Origin of the sequence: Pontibacter fetidus (assembly GCF_010119545.1) — a bacterium.
In the GTDB taxonomy this organism is placed as follows: domain Bacteria; phylum Bacteroidota; class Bacteroidia; order Cytophagales; family Hymenobacteraceae; genus Pontibacter; species Pontibacter fetidus.
Genome location: NZ_JAAEAA010000005.1, coordinates 35,038 through 50,647, shown reverse-complemented (window position 1 = coordinate 50,647; position 15,610 = coordinate 35,038). Strand labels below are relative to the sequence as shown.

13 protein-coding genes are annotated in these 15,610 nt (G+C 46.3%); 2 read left to right on the top strand and 11 right to left on the bottom strand.

Going from position 1 to position 15,610, the window contains the following annotated elements:
• Positions 1-117: 117 nt before the first annotated feature.
• From GWO68_RS05065 to GWO68_RS05030, 8 genes are all read right to left on the bottom strand, one after another.
• Positions 118-564 (bottom strand): hypothetical protein, encoded by a 447-nt coding sequence (locus GWO68_RS05065; protein WP_162345340.1) that lies wholly within the window; start codon positions 562-564, stop codon positions 118-120.
• 38 nt (positions 565-602) lie between these two features.
• Positions 603-905 (bottom strand): hypothetical protein, encoded by a 303-nt coding sequence (locus GWO68_RS05060; protein ID WP_162345339.1) that lies wholly within the window; start codon positions 903-905, stop codon positions 603-605.
• A gap of 50 nt (positions 906-955) precedes the next feature.
• Positions 956-2,158, bottom strand: coding sequence for a sensor histidine kinase (locus tag GWO68_RS05055; protein ID WP_162345338.1), 1,203 nt, complete (start codon positions 2,156-2,158; stop codon positions 956-958).
• Entirely contained in the window at positions 2,148-2,720 is a 573-nt protein-coding gene (locus tag GWO68_RS05050) for a chemotaxis protein CheB (protein WP_162345337.1), read from the bottom strand. Before GWO68_RS05050 ends, GWO68_RS05055 begins: the two co-directional genes overlap by 11 nt.
• Positions 2,720-3,550 (bottom strand): CheR family methyltransferase, encoded by an 831-nt coding sequence (locus tag GWO68_RS05045; protein WP_162345336.1) that lies wholly within the window; start codon positions 3,548-3,550, stop codon positions 2,720-2,722. The genes GWO68_RS05050 and GWO68_RS05045 overlap by 1 nt, the downstream gene beginning before the upstream one ends.
• Positions 3,540-7,565: a response regulator gene (locus GWO68_RS05040; protein ID WP_162345335.1), complete on the bottom strand. Its 4,026-nt coding sequence runs from the start codon at positions 7,563-7,565 to the stop codon at positions 3,540-3,542. Before GWO68_RS05040 ends, GWO68_RS05045 begins: the two co-directional genes overlap by 11 nt.
• A 168-nt stretch (positions 7,566-7,733) precedes the next feature.
• The gene (locus tag GWO68_RS05035; RefSeq protein ID WP_162345334.1) at positions 7,734-8,237 is read right to left on the bottom strand and encodes a cupin domain-containing protein; all 504 of its coding nucleotides are present in this window, start codon (positions 8,235-8,237) and stop codon (positions 7,734-7,736) included.
• Positions 8,238-8,388: 151 nt separating this feature from the next.
• Positions 8,389-9,423 carry a COX15/CtaA family protein gene (locus tag GWO68_RS05030; protein ID WP_162345333.1) on the bottom strand — a complete coding sequence of 345 codons (1,035 nt, stop codon included), beginning with the start codon at positions 9,421-9,423 and terminating at the stop codon, positions 8,389-8,391.
• Between the two features lie 213 nt (positions 9,424-9,636).
• On the opposite strand from GWO68_RS05030, the gene GWO68_RS05025 reads away from it, so the two are divergent.
• Positions 9,637-11,832 carry a M3 family metallopeptidase gene (locus tag GWO68_RS05025; protein WP_162345332.1) on the top strand — a complete coding sequence of 732 codons (2,196 nt, stop codon included), beginning with the start codon at positions 9,637-9,639 and terminating at the stop codon, positions 11,830-11,832.
• 267 nt (positions 11,833-12,099) lie between these two features.
• Here GWO68_RS05025 and GWO68_RS05020 read toward each other — a convergent pair whose 3' ends face one another.
• The 3 genes from GWO68_RS05020 to GWO68_RS05010 form a co-directional block, all read right to left on the bottom strand.
• A complete protein-coding gene (locus tag GWO68_RS05020) occupies positions 12,100-13,866 on the bottom strand; it encodes a chloride channel protein (protein ID WP_162345331.1) in 1,767 nt (588 codons plus the stop codon).
• Between the two features lie 183 nt (positions 13,867-14,049).
• Positions 14,050-14,487 carry a hypothetical protein gene (locus GWO68_RS05015; protein WP_162345330.1) on the bottom strand — a complete coding sequence of 146 codons (438 nt, stop codon included), beginning with the start codon at positions 14,485-14,487 and terminating at the stop codon, positions 14,050-14,052.
• Positions 14,488-14,593: 106 nt separating this feature from the next.
• Positions 14,594-14,845, bottom strand: a complete 252-nt coding sequence (locus GWO68_RS05010; protein ID WP_162345329.1) for a hypothetical protein — start codon at positions 14,843-14,845, stop codon at positions 14,594-14,596.
• A gap of 308 nt (positions 14,846-15,153) precedes the next feature.
• Between GWO68_RS05010 and GWO68_RS05005 the strand changes: the two genes are divergently transcribed.
• Positions 15,154-15,609, top strand: coding sequence for a GNAT family N-acetyltransferase (locus GWO68_RS05005; protein ID WP_162345328.1), 456 nt, complete (start codon positions 15,154-15,156; stop codon positions 15,607-15,609).
• Position 15,610 lies beyond the last annotated feature (1 nt).

The window sequence follows — 15,610 nt, the reverse complement described above, 5'->3', positions numbered from 1 at the left end:
TTCAGTAGTATAATTTAAACGCCCTCTTTAAATTAGCAAGATTTACCGACCAATCAAAGAGAGAACGTGCGAAGGAGCTAAACAGTATTTACATAACTTAAGTTGCTTACGCTAAATTTACCCCTGCAGCTTCTCCGTTATTTCGTCTACCAGTTCATCGGTCCACTTGCCGGCTATACTTTCAAATTCTGGTACGCTCCAGCGCTGCAGGTAAGCTTTCTCCATCCATGTAGTATTTTTGTTAGGCCCAACCGTATAGCTGTCGTGTTCCAGTTTAAAGAGCAGGTCTTTGGTCATGTCAAATGGTGCTACACTGCCCTGGTTAAATCCTTCCAGCCGTAGCTTCAGGCCCAGGTTCTGAATGTTGCCGTTGTCTAAACTTACCTCCTTCTCATTGTCCGTAGGGTCTTTGGTCCAGGTATCCAACAGGCGCTCCAGGGTAAAGTTCTCAAACAAAGCAAGTACAGGTTCCAAAGCCTCGTGTATGTGCTGTCCCAGTGCGGGAAGTATATCGTTGTATAGTTGCTGTATCGCTTTTTTATCGCGGGTATGGCGTTCTTCCATCGTTGTATTGTTTATATTTTAAGGATAATGAAAACAGCTTACAGTCGCTCTACTACAATGTACCTGGCCGAGTAGCCGTTGCTTTTGTAAAGTAATTGCAGCGCAGAAATAAAAGACCTGTCAGCGGAAAAGTAGGTTCGGTTTGTAAATACGGGTTCGAGGTAGTTTTTATAGCCGCCCGTGTTGTTGCGTTGCAGGTAGGTACGTACTTCTTTCTCCTGCACTTCTACCAAAGCCTTTGCAAGCACCACCCGCTGTAAATATCGCTTACCCGCCTGCATACTTTGGTAATCGGAGAACGCATAAAGCCTGTAGTAAGTGCTAAGTTTTACAGAGTTCATAGCAATAAAAAGGCGCTTGCCGTCTTAACCAGGTAACTATAGCTAAGGTGTTATTTTAAATAAATACGGAAAACTGACCCTTTTCCCAGATCACTCTCAAATTCAATTCGTCCGTCGCAGTTCTCAACTATACGCTTAACTATAGCCAGGCCAACACCCGTACCATCTACATGCGAGTGCAGGCGCTTAAACATATCAAACACTTTTGCCTGGTCCTCCTTTCTAAGCCCAAGGCCGTTGTCCTGAATGGTAAGCAAAACGCCACCTTCTGCCGGCGAGGTTGTCACCTTTATTTCGGGTTTGCGGTCCGGGGAGCTATACTTTATAGAATTTGATACCAGGTTATAGATGATGCTGCGCAGATTCTTTTTAGAGAACAGCATCTCCGGAGCCTGCGAAAAATCCTCAACTATAGTTGCTTCGTAACGCTGTATCAGGTCTTTGATGTTCAGCTTTACATCTTCCAGTATCTCCTTAAAGTTGGCTGTATCTTTTCCGGCGGCTTCTTCATACTGTACCTTGGCAACTTCTGTCAGGTCCAGCAGGGTATTTTTAAAGCGGCCTACCGAGTCATTTATCATGTCCATGATGGGCGTAACATCTGCCAGGTCGAGGTTCTTTTCCTGCAATGTTTCGTCCAGCGCCTTCATCAAACCTTCTATGTTATTGATAGGCGCTTTCAGGTCGTGCGAGGCGGTGTATACAAAATTATCGAGGTCTTTATTTACGCGGGTAAGCTCTTTGGTACGCTCTTTTACACGTTCTTCCAGTTCCAGGTTTATCTCCAGAGTCAGCTTATTTACTTTCTCCAGCTCTTTTTTCTGCAGGTAGAATTTAACGAAGTTAGAAACCTTGGCTTTGGTAATGTAAGGGTGCAGCGGCTTAAAAAGAAAGTCCACGGCGCCGGCCTCAAAACCCTCAATTACATGTGCATCCTGCTCGTTTATAGCCGTTACAAATATGATCGGAATATCCCTTGTCTTGGAAATATCACGCAGGTAACGTGCCACTTCATACCCGTTCATACCGGGCATCTGCACATCCAGCAGTATCAGGGCAAGTTCTTCCTGTAACGCAATTTTCAGGGCCTCTTCGCCGGAGTTGGCAAAAAGGTAGGTAATATGCTCATCTTCCTTAGAAAGTAAACTCTCCAGGCTAACCAGGTTTTCCGCCTTGTCGTCCACTAACAGGATCTTTACCTGATGCAAGTCAGATGCTAATGCCGAAGGAGTAAGATGTTCGTCAGTGATCATGTAGGGAAAGTAAAAATGCTTGTATTTGCTCTAAGTTCATGACAGTGCAGCCGGGCACGTTTTCGATGGCTGCCAAAGGCATGGTTTCAATTTCTGCCTCGTTTGGGTCCTGTACTATAGTTATACCTTGTTTCTCAAAGATATGCTTTAATCCTGAACTTCCGTCTTTACTGGCACCACTTAATAGTACACCTACTGTGTTATGGGCGTATACATCGGCAACGCTGGTAAAGGTAACGTCTATAGATGGCCGCGAATAATTCTCCAGTTCCGAGTCGTCCAGCGAGAAGGTATGATCATTTTCGAGTAGCACATGGTAGTTGGAAGGCGCCAGGTATACGTGGCCCGGCAACAGCATTTCCTTTTCCTCTACTTCCACGGCCTTCAGGGCAATTTTATGTTTAAAGACATCCTGCAGGTTGCCGTCATAGTTACGCAGGCGGTGCAGCACCAGTATAATGGGTATGCTATAGTTGGCCGGCAACCCTTTCAGTATAGTTACCGAAGCCTGAATCCCGCCCCAGGACCCTCCTATCACAATGACTTTGGATGATGTTTCCATCAGTTAATTTTCCGGTAGATCCGGTTTTGCTTGTCTACAAAGTTATAGTTAGAACTGATCTCCGACATGGCCAGGGTCTCCTTTTTCCCAAGCGCCAGGTAGCCTAAGCTCACCATACTCTCATCAAAAAGTTTGAACACACGCTCCTGCAATTCCCGGTTAAAATAGATCAGCACGTTGCGGCAAACTATAAGGTGAAACTCATTAAAAGAGAAATCGGTGGCCAGGTTATGCGGGTAAATGATCACGTTTTTAACCAGCGACGAATCAAACTTTACGCTGCCATAGTTGCTGCTATAGTAGCTCGAAAATTCCTGTTTACCCCCCGCTGCGTAATACGCCGAAGTATAAGCAGGCATGTTAGCTGCCGAAAAAATACCTTCTTTTGCCTGTTTCAGCACTCTTTGGTTTATATCGGTTGCATAAATTTTGGTGCGGTCCAGCAGGCCTTCTTCTTTTAAAAGTATAGCCAGCGAAAAAAGCTCCTCGCCCGAAGAGCAGCCCGCATCCCATATCTTTATAAACGGATAGGTGCTAAGTATAGGCAACACATTTTCGCGCAACGACAGGAAAAACGACGGATCGCGGAACATCTCAGTCACGTTAACGGTCACCTCCTGCAGAAAAATCTCAAAGAAATAACTGTCCGTTGAAAGCGCTTGCCGTAAGGCATCCATCGAGGTTAGATGCTTCTGGCCCAGGAACCGTTTTATCCTGCGGTACACCGATGCCCGGGCATAGCCACTGAAATCGTACCCGTACTGGGCATGTATTTCTTTGATAAGCTCCTCTACATCCTGCTCAAAATGCGCTTCGTTCTCAAGCTTCATACAGCCATACCCGCATTAAAGTAAGCAACTTGTCGGTATCTACTGGTTTAGGAATATAATCGGAGGCTCCTGCTTCCAGGCATTTCTCTTTGTCTTCTTTCATGGCTTTGGCGGTAAGCGCAATAATCGGCAACTGCTTAAAACGAGCGTTTGCCCTGATTCGTTTTGTTGCTTCAATACCGTCCATTTCCGGCATCATTACATCCATCAGCACCATGTCTATACCCTTCTCTTCCTCCAGCTTTTGCAGCGCCTCTTTACCATCGTAGGCCACTATTACCTGCATACCATGTAGTTCCAACAAACTGCTCAGCGAGTAAATGTTTCGCACATCATCGTCTACAACCAGCACTTTCTTATCGCGCAGCACCTCTTCCGGCACGTGCAGCTTCATTTTAAAGTCTTTACCGGCAGGCAGCTTCTGGTTTACTTTGTGCAGGAACAGCTGTACTTCATCAAGCAGGCGCAGGTACGAGTATTCGTTTTTGATTATGATGGTGTTGGCAAATTCCTTCAGGGCAGTTTCCTCTTCTTCGTTCAGGTCTTTGCCCGAGTAAATGACGATCGGAATATCAGAAAGGCCGGTCTGCGATTTGATCTTTTTCATCCAGTCGTAGCCTTTCATGCCTGGCAGGTTCAGGTCCAGTATAATGCAGTCTACTTTCTGCTTGGCCAGTATCTGTTCCGCTTCTTCAGCAGAGTAAGCTGAGGTAGATTTAAGCCCATGCGCCAGCAACAGCTCCGATATAGCCCGGTTCTCGATCTCGTTATCTTCCACGATCAGGATATTCTCGATAGAGGACCCGGAAGTAGTTGAAATAGTAGTAAACGCCTTATTAAGCATTTCCAAGGTTACTGGCTTTGGCAGGTATTCTTCGTTGTTGCCATGTTCGCCTATCACCTCCTTGTCGTAAGCCGACATTACGTGCACGTTTATGTGGCGCAGTTCCTTGTCTTCGCGAACCTGTTTCAATACATCCCAGCCACTCATATCCGGTAAGTGAATGTCAAGTAGCATGGCATCAGGCTTCTCCTGACGGGCAAGTCTCAGGCCCTCAGTTCCGGTATAGGCCTGGTGCACTTTAAAGTTTTTAGCTACTGCAAAATCTGCCAGAATATCACTGAAGCCTTTGTCGTCTTCCACAATCAATACCGAGGTATCCTTATTGTCTCTCTGGTCTATTTTATGGAACATCTGGCTGATGCCGCCTATTTTGCCCTCTGGTTTGGGTGCAGTTGTATTTACTTCCGGTTGCCTGTAGGCAGAAGGCTGTTTTGTTTCGGTAGCTACCGGTGTTTTAGGCAAGTATAACGTAAAGGTACTGCCTTTGCCCGGCTCACTTTCAAGTATAACTTCGCCACCCAGCAAGGTTGCCAGTTCTTTGCTTATAGTTAGCCCCAGGCCGGTTCCGCCATACTTGCGCGTGGTAGATGTGTCGGCCTGCTGGAATGCCTCAAAAACCACATCCTGCTTATCTTTGGCTATACCTATACCCGTATCGCGCACCGCAAAGGCTACAATATCGGTTTGCTCGCGCAACTGCTCCGACCTGAATTTAGGTTTGCTTGTAACCGGGTAAATGGCCAGTTCCACTTCACCGCCCTGATCGGTAAACTTCATGGCGTTGCCTATAAAGTTTTTCAGTATCTGCTCTAACCTAAAACGGTCGGTAACTATAGTTTCAAAATTGCCTGGTATGTAGCTTTCTTTAAAATGGATATTCTTTTTGGCAGCCATTTCGCGGAACAACGGCTCCATCGAAAGCTCTTCCAGTTTCACTTCATCTGTCTCCAGCTTTATCATCCCCGACTCAATCTTCGACAGGTCCAGTATCTCGTTTATCAGCTTGAGTAGGTCGTTACCAGATTTATGAATGATCTGGGCATGGTCGATTTGTTTGGTTGATAAGGTGTTTTCGTTATTATCGGCCAGTAGCCTTGAGAGTATAAGTATAGAGTTTAGCGGCGTGCGCAACTCGTGGCTCATGTTCGCCAGGAAATCGCTCTTATACTTACTTACTGTTTCTACCTGCTGTATCTTCAACTCTATTGCTTCACGGGCATCTTCCAGGGCTTTGTTTTTACCGCTCAGTGCCTCGTATTGTTCTTCCAGCAGTTGTGCTTTTTCTTCCAGTTCGGCGTTCTTTTCCTGCAGTTCTTCCTGGTTTACGCGCAGCTCTTCTTCCGATGCTTTCAGTTCGGCATTCAGCTGGCGTAGTTCCTCCTGCTGGGTTTCCAGTTCCTCGGCCTGGTTTTGGGTTTCGTACAGCAGTTCCTGGGTTTGCAGATGTGCCTTTAAGGTATAGATCAGCACCGAAATGCGCTCGGCAGCTGCATCTAACAGGCGGCGTTTTACCTCGTTGTATGGTTGGCGCGAGGCCAGCTCCAATGCCCCAACTATCGTATTGCCAAAGTATAGCGGTAAAATAAGTACAGTCGCCGGCTCAATATCTGACAAACCAGTTCGGATGCGCAGATATTCCTCCGGCACTTGTTCCAGCAATTTTATTTTTCTTTCCTTAACGGCCTGCCCTACTTTTCCGGTTCCTATTTCAAAAGCAGGCAGCTGTTCTTTGTTCTGTACGCCATAACCGGCCACTGGCTGTAGTTTGCCGCCATCGTTGTGCAGGTATAAAACACCCGCATCTGAATCGGTATAGTTGCAGAGGTACGAAAGTGCCAGCGATGATACTTTCTCCAGGGAATCTTCGCCACCCATTAAATTACTAAGCTCAGCTACGCCTGTAAGTACCCAGTTACGGTTGGCGTTTTCGGTGGTAAAGGTTTTCAGGTTATCCTTCATGTCTCTGATGGCATAACTCAGCACATCTTCCTCACTTTGCACAGTAACCTCTACATCGTATTTGCCCCGCCCAATAGCCTGCGCCACCTGCGATAACGCAACAGTTTTGTTCAGTACTCCCCGGAAAGATGAAGCCACACTCCCTATCTCATCTTTGCTCTGTATATCAATGGTTACATCGGTAGCACCTAATTTAATGCGGTCGGCGGCAATTTTAAGCTTAGAAAGCGAGGTTGAAATCAGGTTGATAATGTAGATAGAAAGGATACTTGTTAACCCTAGTATAAGCAGAATCACGATCACCAGAACGGTCAGGTTTTGTTCTTTGCTCCTGATCTCATCGTTTACCTGCTTTTTAATTCTATTGATCAGCTGTATTTCGGCCTTTCTATAGTCTTCTATACTTTGTGTAAACAGGTTAAAGGTTTGGGTGGTGTTGTATGCTGTCAGATCAAGCTCAGGTGTTTCCTCGATATCCTGTAAGATTCTGGCCACTTTCATGTAGTTTCCCGAAGACAGGATATTCTGCACATCCGCTAATGAAGCAGCATCCGCATATCTCGTAAAACCCTCTAAGGCAGTATTGTAGAACGTATACTGACTATGTAATTGTGCATAGCTATCAAGTGTGAACCTTTTATCCTGTATCGCCATCATCAGGAGGCTTCGCATCCGGGCAAGTTGTATCTTGGTTTCTGCCAGATTTCTGAAGCTTGTCAGCTGTTTACCGATTGCAACATTACTAACGCCTGTTGCATTTGCATCCATCCTGTTCAGGAAATCAAAGATCAAAGCAGACGAATACTGCCTGAATTCTGTAACATCCAGCCTGTTCTGGTCTAGGTCGCGGCGGAATGCTCTCAGATCGTCCAGTTTTGATAACTCCGGCAATGTTGAACCTGAAGCCACCAGAAATTCTTTTAGCTGATGTTCGGCGGCATCGGTTATCTTCCGTTGCGACCTAGCTTCGACCATGTATGCCTCATTTCCACCGGCAGCTGCCAGAATACGTGCCCGCTCTTTCTGAAAGGCATGTACCAGCACCGATATTTTCTCAGATTCGTCTAACTGTATGGCTTCCTTTTTAAGTTTTTCATTCTCCTCTATTTCGGTACTGATAGTTGAGGCCACAAAATATATAAGCGGAAACAGCAACAGCGAAAGCATCAACAGTAGCTTATCTCTAATCTTCAGGTTTTTAAGGATGTTCATTTAGGATGTTTAAATTCAGGCCATAACGGATCAACGAACCTGCAAATTATAAAAATGTACTTAAATGACGTTAACTATACTTATTGGTGCAACTATAGCAAAGTATAAATAAGCAGAGGCCGCTAAAAAAATAGCGGCCTCTGCTTTAGTGCGGTCAGCAAGTATAGCTTATCTGCCAAAATCGTCCTGCACCCGTACAATGTCGTCTTCGTCTGATGGGTTAGCAGCGTCGGTATGTTGCCAGATCTCAGCCAGCACGCCCCAATCGCTGAGGCCTACCAGGCGGTGGCGTTCGCCTTGCTGTAGTTTTATAAGATCGCCCTCGTTCAGCACTTTGCGTTCACCCTCGGTATCGGTGTCGCTGGTAACAACACCTACCGTACCTTTAATTACCTGCCATATCTCGGCTCTGCGGTGATGGTATTGCCACGACAAGCGTTTGTCTGGGGCTACAACTAATATCTTAGGGCTTAGTTTACCTGATATTTTAAGATCGTCTATGGAAATGCCGTTAAAGTAGGTATCTGCAAAGCGCTGGGCCTGGTTCTCGTCTATCACAAAAAAGCCTCCCCACGGACGTGTCTGGTCTTCCTTTTCTACTATAAAACCTTTTGCTGCTATCTCTTCTGCTAATTCTTTAAAAAGTTTTGTCTTATTCTCTTCTAGTACCATGCGTCGCTTGTAATTTATTCTGTATGCATCTTATTAAGCCGGAAATATAGCAATACTAAAGCTGGAAATAAAAGTTACTTAAATTTTTGACCTTAATCAGCTCCCATTAAAGCTGCTATGGCAGTAACACCAAACTATAGTTTACCTGCTGTTAGGCTATAGATTGCGCAGACTCCTGCCGCAGTTGGTGCACCAGCAATACTCCCACCGAAAAAAGCAGCACGGCTACAACCTGGTGCAGCACGCCTATAGTTACAGGCACTGCCAGCAAAAGTGTTACGATCCCCAGCACTACCTGTAGAAGTATAGTTACCAGCAAAACATTGGTTAACCTGGCTATAAACCTTGAAGTGGCAACCTGTTTATGCTTGTACCAGAAGTATAACACAACCAATAAAACAACTATAGCTACCCAGCGATGAATGAACTGAACTGTTGGTCCATTTTCCAGTAACCCAACTAAGCTCAACCCTTCTGTTACATGCGATGGAAAGAACTCGCCGTTCATAAGTGGGTAGGTGTTATAGGAAAAACCAGCTTTTAGGCCTGCAACAAATGCCCCTAATATGATCTGCAGAACTATAGCTCCGAGCATTATTGTAGCCGTTGTTGCCAGTTTGCCAGAAGTATGTAGTTGCTTTGGCAAAACCAGGTCGGCTATTGTCCAGAGGATTGTTCCGATGAGGGTGAGGGCCAGGCAAAGATGAGCCGCCAGCCGGAAATGGCTTACATGGGGATTCTCGTTCAGGCCACTTTTTACCATGATCCAACCCATTAACCCCTGCGCCATACCCAGTAAAAGTATAAACATCAGCCTCCTGAGCAACCAGCGCGAAAACTGTTTCTTTACATAGAAGTACAGGAACGGTACAATAAACACAATGCCAATAATGCGCCCCAGTAAGCGGTGCAGGTACTCCCACCAGAAAATATTCTTGAAGCCGCTAAGCGTCATGTTAAAGTTGAGTTTCTGAAATTCGGGGAACTGCTTATACTTCTCGAACGCAATGGCCCAGGCAGTCTCGCTAAGAGGTGGCAAAGTCCCCGAAATCACGTTCCACTCAACTATAGACAGGCCCGAACCAGTAAGGCGGGTAATGCCGCCAATCACGACCATGGCCAGTATCAGGAGCGCTCCGCTCAGCAGCCACCACGCAATGGCCCGGTTATAGTTTACTTGTTGCATACATCTTAAAATAACAGGCAAAGCTCCGTAAACTATAGTTACCAGAATATGATGTTTGTCATTGCGGCAACGTAAAATGCTATCGTGTAAAGTTATGACAGCAGTTTAAGGTGATAATAAAGCGGGGTATAAACAATCTTGCACGTTTTTTGTAACTTGTCAGGACCAATGGAGCACTTTGTACTGCTCCGATATACCAACTATAACTTATTTATGGCTAACAAAATAATGAGAACCGGGAAAGTTACAGGCCTTGCGGCTGTGCTGGCCCTTGCAAGCTGTACGTCCACAACTACACAGCAATCGCAGCAAACACCAACTGCTATGGAACAGAAAAAAGCTGAAACTAACCCGCTACTGAAAGAATGGACAGGCCCTTACGGTGGCGTTCCGGCTTTCGATAAAATGAACCTGGCAGACCTGAAACCTGCGATGGAGCGTGGCATGGAACTGCAACTGGCCGAAATCGAAAAAATAGCAAATAACCCTGCTCCTGCTACCTTCGAGAATACCATTGAAGCAATGGAGCGTGCCGGCGAAGAACTGAACCGCGCCTTTACCTACTATGGCATCTGGGGAAGCAATGTTTCTACTCCGGAGTTCCGTAAAGTACAGGCCGAACTGGCCCCTAAAATTTCTGAATTCTCTTCTAAAATAAACCAGAACGAGAAACTGTTCCAGCGCATTAAAACCGTGTACGAGAACTCGCAGAAGAACCCATTGCCTGCCGACCAGCAGCGCGTGGTGCAACTGGTGTACGAAGGCTTTGCCATGGAAGGCGCTGACCTGAGCCCGGAAGCTAAAAAGCGTTATGCCGAGATCAATAAAGAGCTTTCTTCACTTTACACCGCATTCGGTAACAACGTACTGGCTGATGAAGAGAACTATGTAACTTACCTGACCAAGGACCAGCTGAAAGGCTTGCCGGAGGATTTTGTAAAAGCAGCAGCCAAAGCAGCCGCCGACCGTGGCAAGCCAGGCATGTATGCCGTTACGAACACCCGCTCCAGCATGGACCAGTTCCTGACCTATTCGGATGAGCGTGCCCTGCGCGAAAAAGTTTGGAACACCTACTACTCGCGTGGCGACAATGGCGACGACAAAGACAATAACGCCATTATTGCCAAAATACTGAAACTGCGCAACGAGCGCGTAAAACTAATGGGCTACGATAACTATGCCGAGTGGCGCCTGCAAAACCGTATGGCCAAAAACCCTGAAAACGCGATGGCCCTGATGAATGCCGTTTGGCCTGCCGCCATTGCCCGCGTAAAAGAGGAAGTAGCAGACATGCAGAAAGTAGCCAACGCTACCAGCAAGACCAAGATAACGATAGCTCCCTGGGATTACCGCTACTACGCCGAAAAAGTGCGCAAGCAAAAGTATGACCTGAACTCTGACGAAGTAAAGCAATACCTGGAACTGGGCAACCTGACGCAGGCGATGTTCTTTACAGCCGGCGAGCTATTCAACTTTAAATTTACTCCTGTTGAGGAAGGCAAAGTTCCGGTTTTCCAGGAGGATGTGAAAGTATGGGAAGTAACCGACAAAACGACTGGCGAGCACATTGGTTTGTGGTACCTGGATCCGTTCGCACGCCAGGGCAAGCGTTCTGGTGCATGGGCTACTACCTACCGTGCCCACACTACTTTCGATGGTAAAAAAACCGTACTGGCATCTAACAACTCTAACTTCGTGAAGCCTGCACCGGGCGAGCCTGTACTGGTTTCCTGGGACGATGCAACTACGTTCTTCCACGAGTTTGGCCATGCGCTGCACTTCCTGTCGGCTAACGTAAAATACCCTACGCTTAACAGTGGCGTAAGAGATTACACCGAATTCCAGTCGCAGTTACTGGAGCGTTGGTTGTCTACTGACAAGGTTATCAACCAGTTCCTGAAGCACCACGAAACAGGAAAGCCAATGCCAGCTGACCTGATAGCCAAGATCAAAAAAGCAGCTACGTTTAACCAGGGCTTCGAAACAACCGAGTACCTGGCATCAGCTATTATGGACATGAAACTGCACCTGGCTGACCCGAACGGTTTAGACCCTGATAAGTTTGAGCGTGAAACCCTGGCTGCCATGAACATGCCGAAAGAAGTAGTAATGCGCCATCGCACGCCACACTTTGGCCACGTATTTTCCGGCGAAGGTTATGCAACCGGTTACTATGGTTACCTGTGGGCCGATGTGTTGACGTCAGATGCTTCAGAAGCATTTGAAGAAGCACCGGGTGGATTCTACGATAAAGATGTAGCCGCTAAACTGGTAAAATACCTGTTCGCACCGCGCAACTCTATGGACCCAGCCGAGGCTTACCGATTGTTCCGTGGCCGCGATGCCAAAATTGATGCCCTGATGCGCGACCGTGGTTTCCCGGTACCGGGCTCATCGTCTAAAAAGTAAGCTTACCTAAGTGTAGATTATGCTGAACAAAAGCCCTGCAGACATAAGTTTGCAGGGCTTTTATAATGAAGCTATTTAAAGTTTTTAAAGAAAATCCTTTTTGCCGCCCTTGCTGCGTGTTTTCACCAGCAAGCACCAATAGGTTAAAGTATAGTTGTCGGTGAAAACACCAACAACGGCAGGTTTTACATTATAAGCGGAAACTCTAAACAGGTTCAATTTCAACTATAACTTCAAGTATGGCCTATACTTTATAGTTTCGACAAGTTAGAAGAACCTGTTTACGCGGGTCAGTTCTTTGCGGTATTGGGTCAGGAGGCGGCTTTTAGAAATAAAGCCTTTAAATTTCCCTTTGCGCACCACAGGCAGCGACCATAATTTATAGGTATCAAATTTATCGAGCACCGTTGCCGCAGATTCGTCCATTTCTACCACAGCCTCGGGTGGGTGCATCAGGTCTTTGGCCAGTATAGTATCATAGTTAGAGATATCGCCTAACCGTTGCCGGAAATCGTTCAGCGTTATAATTCCTTTCAGCATTCCCTGGTCGTCCAGCACCTGCTGCACATCTTTGTTAGACTTTGCAAAGCTCTCTACCACCTGCCGGAATGTGGCGTTTTCCTGCACCGGCGATTTATCTTTCTCTACCAACTGCTTTATATTTAACTGGTTTAGCAGGATACGGTCTACGCGCAAGGCTTTGCTTTGGCCCTCTGGTTTTACTACCGTGCGGCTCAGGTTTTCGCTATAGTATTTCAGAAAGTACGAAACGGCGCAAACAAGCATTAGTGGCACAAACAACTGGTAGCTCTGCGTAATTTCGGCTACAAGGAAGATGGCAGTTACCGGGGCATTCATGATGCAGGCAAAAACGCTGGCCATGCCCAAAAACATGTACGTTGCCAGGTTGATGGGTGAACCCGGGTAAATAAGGATCACCACTTTATAAAACAGGAAACCCAGTAAGCCACCCGTAATAATGGAAGGTGCAAAATAGCCACCCTCGCCACCCGAGTTAACGCAAATACCTGTACTAATGGGTTTTACCAATGTTACCAGGAAAAAGAACAACAAATTAAACCAGACGGTTTTGGGCAGAGCGGCAAAAGGCGAGTTTACAAACAGGGCTCGTTCTTCGTTGTTGAGCAGCGCATTTATACTTACATAGCCTTCGCCATACATGGTCGGGAACAGGTAGATGATACTGCCCAGCGCCAGCCCCCCTACTAACGCGCGTGCATACGCGTTGGTGATGCGCGACAAATACCGGGCACAATAACTATAGGTGCGGAGCAGGTAATTAGACATCAGCGTACCCAGTATGCCCAGCAATATTACCAGCGGAATCTGTTCGTAAGCAAAATCGGTTAGCAGTACCTCGAAGCGCAGGTGCTCGCCCATGATAAACTCAAACAGGATCTTACCGGCAGCAGCAGCGACCAGTAACGGGATAAGCAAAGTAGGCGTAAATTCGGGAAGTATAGTTTCGAGAGCAAAAATGAAGCCTCCCATAGGCGCGTTATACACCGCGGAAATACCTGCAGCCACGCCGCAGCCAATTAACAGGGTGCGTAACCGGTAACCAAGCCCTAAAAAACGCCCCACGTTAGAGCCCACCGCAGCCCCGCTCGAGATAATAGCCGCCTCTACACCCGAACTTCCGCCAAAGCCAATGGTAAGCCCTGTAGTTACAAACTTGGTATACACCAGCCGTAGCCGGATGATGGAAGAGTGGTTTTCGATAGCTTTGATAACATCGCGGGCACCGCTGAAATAGGCCGTTTTGCTGAATACATTGCGGTTAAGGAACGTAACCAGCAGGAAACCATTGAGCGGCAGCAGGAAGTATAAAATTTTAGGTGCAAAGAATACTACGTACTGCTCGATGTAAAAAATAATGGTTTTGATAAGGATTGCCGAAAGCCCGACTATTAACCCAACTACCACGCTGAGTACAAAAGGCATGATACGGTTATTGCTTTGCCTCCTGCGCCACTTAAAAAAAGCCAGCTGGTATTTGTTTGGTCTGCTCATGCTTAGCTGATAGTACGGCTGCAAAACACTTTTGCACGGTATAGCAGCTAAAGTAAATAAATTTCTATAAAAAGGTATGGAGTGGCATAGTTTGCTGTTGGCCTTAAACTATAGTTTTGCATTAAAGCGCAACTAGTAAACCAAACCGACAGAACTGACTAACTTAAGAAAAGTAACTATAGTTTAAGAAGCGAGCCAAGTGAGGGCTGTCTGGTAATCAGTAAAAACTTCGTGTTGCGTAACGCCCAGCCGATTATAGTTTTGCTGGGCACGCCGTGTAAAATCTGTCAGGGTTTGGATGCTACTGAAGTTATAGTCGGGCAGGTAAACTACTATTTTTGCCAGGCCCGCTTCGGCAGCCAGCTCAGGCCATTCATTCTCGATCCATTCTTTCTCCTGGGTTGTCATGATGTAAAGTTCCTCATCATCAATCAACCAGTTCTTAACTTTATGATCCATAGAAAACTGACGGGCCCACAGAAATATCTCTTTCCGCTCTTCATAATCTATCTGCCGTTGCCATTGTATGGTCAGTGTTTCGGGCTCATCAAAAAATATGGAAACGCAGTTAGTTTGTAACACTATTTTACCAACTGCCCTGGATCCTTTTGCTTTCTCCATCTGATAACCGGTATTTAACAGGTAATATACGGAGCTTAACTTGATTTGCAGCACGTTAACAGAAATTTAAGATAGTAGCTACTATAACGTGTAACTATAGGCGGGTCTACCACTCAAACATTTCCATCAGGTTAATTTGGGTAAGGTATGGCTCCAGCGCTCTCTTACTTTCGAAGCCGCGCACCAGGCTAATGTAATCTGTTTGGGGGTTAGACCATATCTCTGCAAAAAAGCTTCCGAGGTCGTATAGTGCAATGCGGTAGCCGCGCCTGCCCCTGAAGGCAATAAAGTTGCCAAGCTCTTCTATAATTTCGAGTCGCGCTGCGCCGGTATAGGTGTTAAATTGGCTAAGTGTCATATACTTAACATATATATGTACTATAAAAGCTGATACGTTGCTGCGTTATAGTTTTGTTATGAACTATACCGCATGTGCATGGTTTCGGGCTTATATAGTACCGGGTGAACATACATGCTTTGTTAGGTATACGGCTTATAGTATATAGAGGCAATGCAGCGCGCTAAAAATTACCATAAACCCATCCGGTTAGCCTGTATCAAACTATAAATGCCTTTACTTTCCGGATTTTAATAACAAAGCGGGCCTGACTACAACTGCATAAATTTAAAACCGCTTACCTTTGCATGTTTTTAAACTATAGCTGTATGCCGCTTACTACCATCTGCAAACCCTTCAGTACCCTGACCAATATTGAACTATACGACCTGCTACGGTTGCGCAGCGAAGTGTTTGTAGTAGAGCAGAACTGCGTTTTCCTGGACCAGGACGATAAAGACCAGGCCTGTTACCATGTCCTTTTTTATGACGACGAAACTATAGTTGCTGCCTCGCGCCTGGTGCCGCCCGGCATAAGCTACCCCGAAATGTCTATTGGCCGGATTGTAACCAGTATGGCGGTGCGCGGAACAGGCGTTGGAAAGCAGTTGGTGGATTTCTCGATAACCGAATGCCGCAGACTTTTCGGGAATGGGCCGATTAAGATTGGTGCGCAACTATACGCCAAAAAGTTTTACGAAAGTTTCGGGTTTGTGCAGAGCAGCGACGTGTACGACGAAGACGGCATTGACCATATTAAAATGATTCTGGCCGGAGAACTATAGC

Excerpts from the sequence above, each read along its gene's own strand:
- GWO68_RS05065 (WP_162345340.1), bottom strand. The coding sequence starts at position 564 with ATGGAAGAACGCCATACCCGCGATAAAAAAGCGATACAGCAACTATAC.
- GWO68_RS05060 (WP_162345339.1), bottom strand. The coding sequence starts at position 905 with ATGAACTCTGTAAAACTTAGCACTTACTACAGGCTTTATGCGTTCTCC.
- GWO68_RS05055 (WP_162345338.1), bottom strand. The coding sequence starts at position 2,158 with ATGATCACTGACGAACATCTTACTCCTTCGGCATTAGCATCTGACTTG.
- GWO68_RS05050 (WP_162345337.1), bottom strand. The coding sequence starts at position 2,720 with ATGGAAACATCATCCAAAGTCATTGTGATAGGAGGGTCCTGGGGCGGG.
- GWO68_RS05045 (WP_162345336.1), bottom strand. The coding sequence starts at position 3,550 with ATGAAGCTTGAGAACGAAGCGCATTTTGAGCAGGATGTAGAGGAGCTT.
- GWO68_RS05040 (WP_162345335.1), bottom strand. The coding sequence starts at position 7,565 with ATGAACATCCTTAAAAACCTGAAGATTAGAGATAAGCTACTGTTGATG.
- GWO68_RS05035 (WP_162345334.1), bottom strand. The coding sequence starts at position 8,237 with ATGGTACTAGAAGAGAATAAGACAAAACTTTTTAAAGAATTAGCAGAA.
- GWO68_RS05030 (WP_162345333.1), bottom strand. The coding sequence starts at position 9,423 with ATGCAACAAGTAAACTATAACCGGGCCATTGCGTGGTGGCTGCTGAGC.
- GWO68_RS05025 (WP_162345332.1), top strand. The coding sequence starts at position 9,637 with ATGGCTAACAAAATAATGAGAACCGGGAAAGTTACAGGCCTTGCGGCT.
- GWO68_RS05020 (WP_162345331.1), bottom strand. The coding sequence starts at position 13,866 with ATGAGCAGACCAAACAAATACCAGCTGGCTTTTTTTAAGTGGCGCAGG.
- GWO68_RS05015 (WP_162345330.1), bottom strand. The coding sequence starts at position 14,487 with ATGGAGAAAGCAAAAGGATCCAGGGCAGTTGGTAAAATAGTGTTACAA.
- GWO68_RS05010 (WP_162345329.1), bottom strand. The coding sequence starts at position 14,845 with ATGACACTTAGCCAATTTAACACCTATACCGGCGCAGCGCGACTCGAA.
- GWO68_RS05005 (WP_162345328.1), top strand. The coding sequence starts at position 15,154 with ATGCCGCTTACTACCATCTGCAAACCCTTCAGTACCCTGACCAATATT.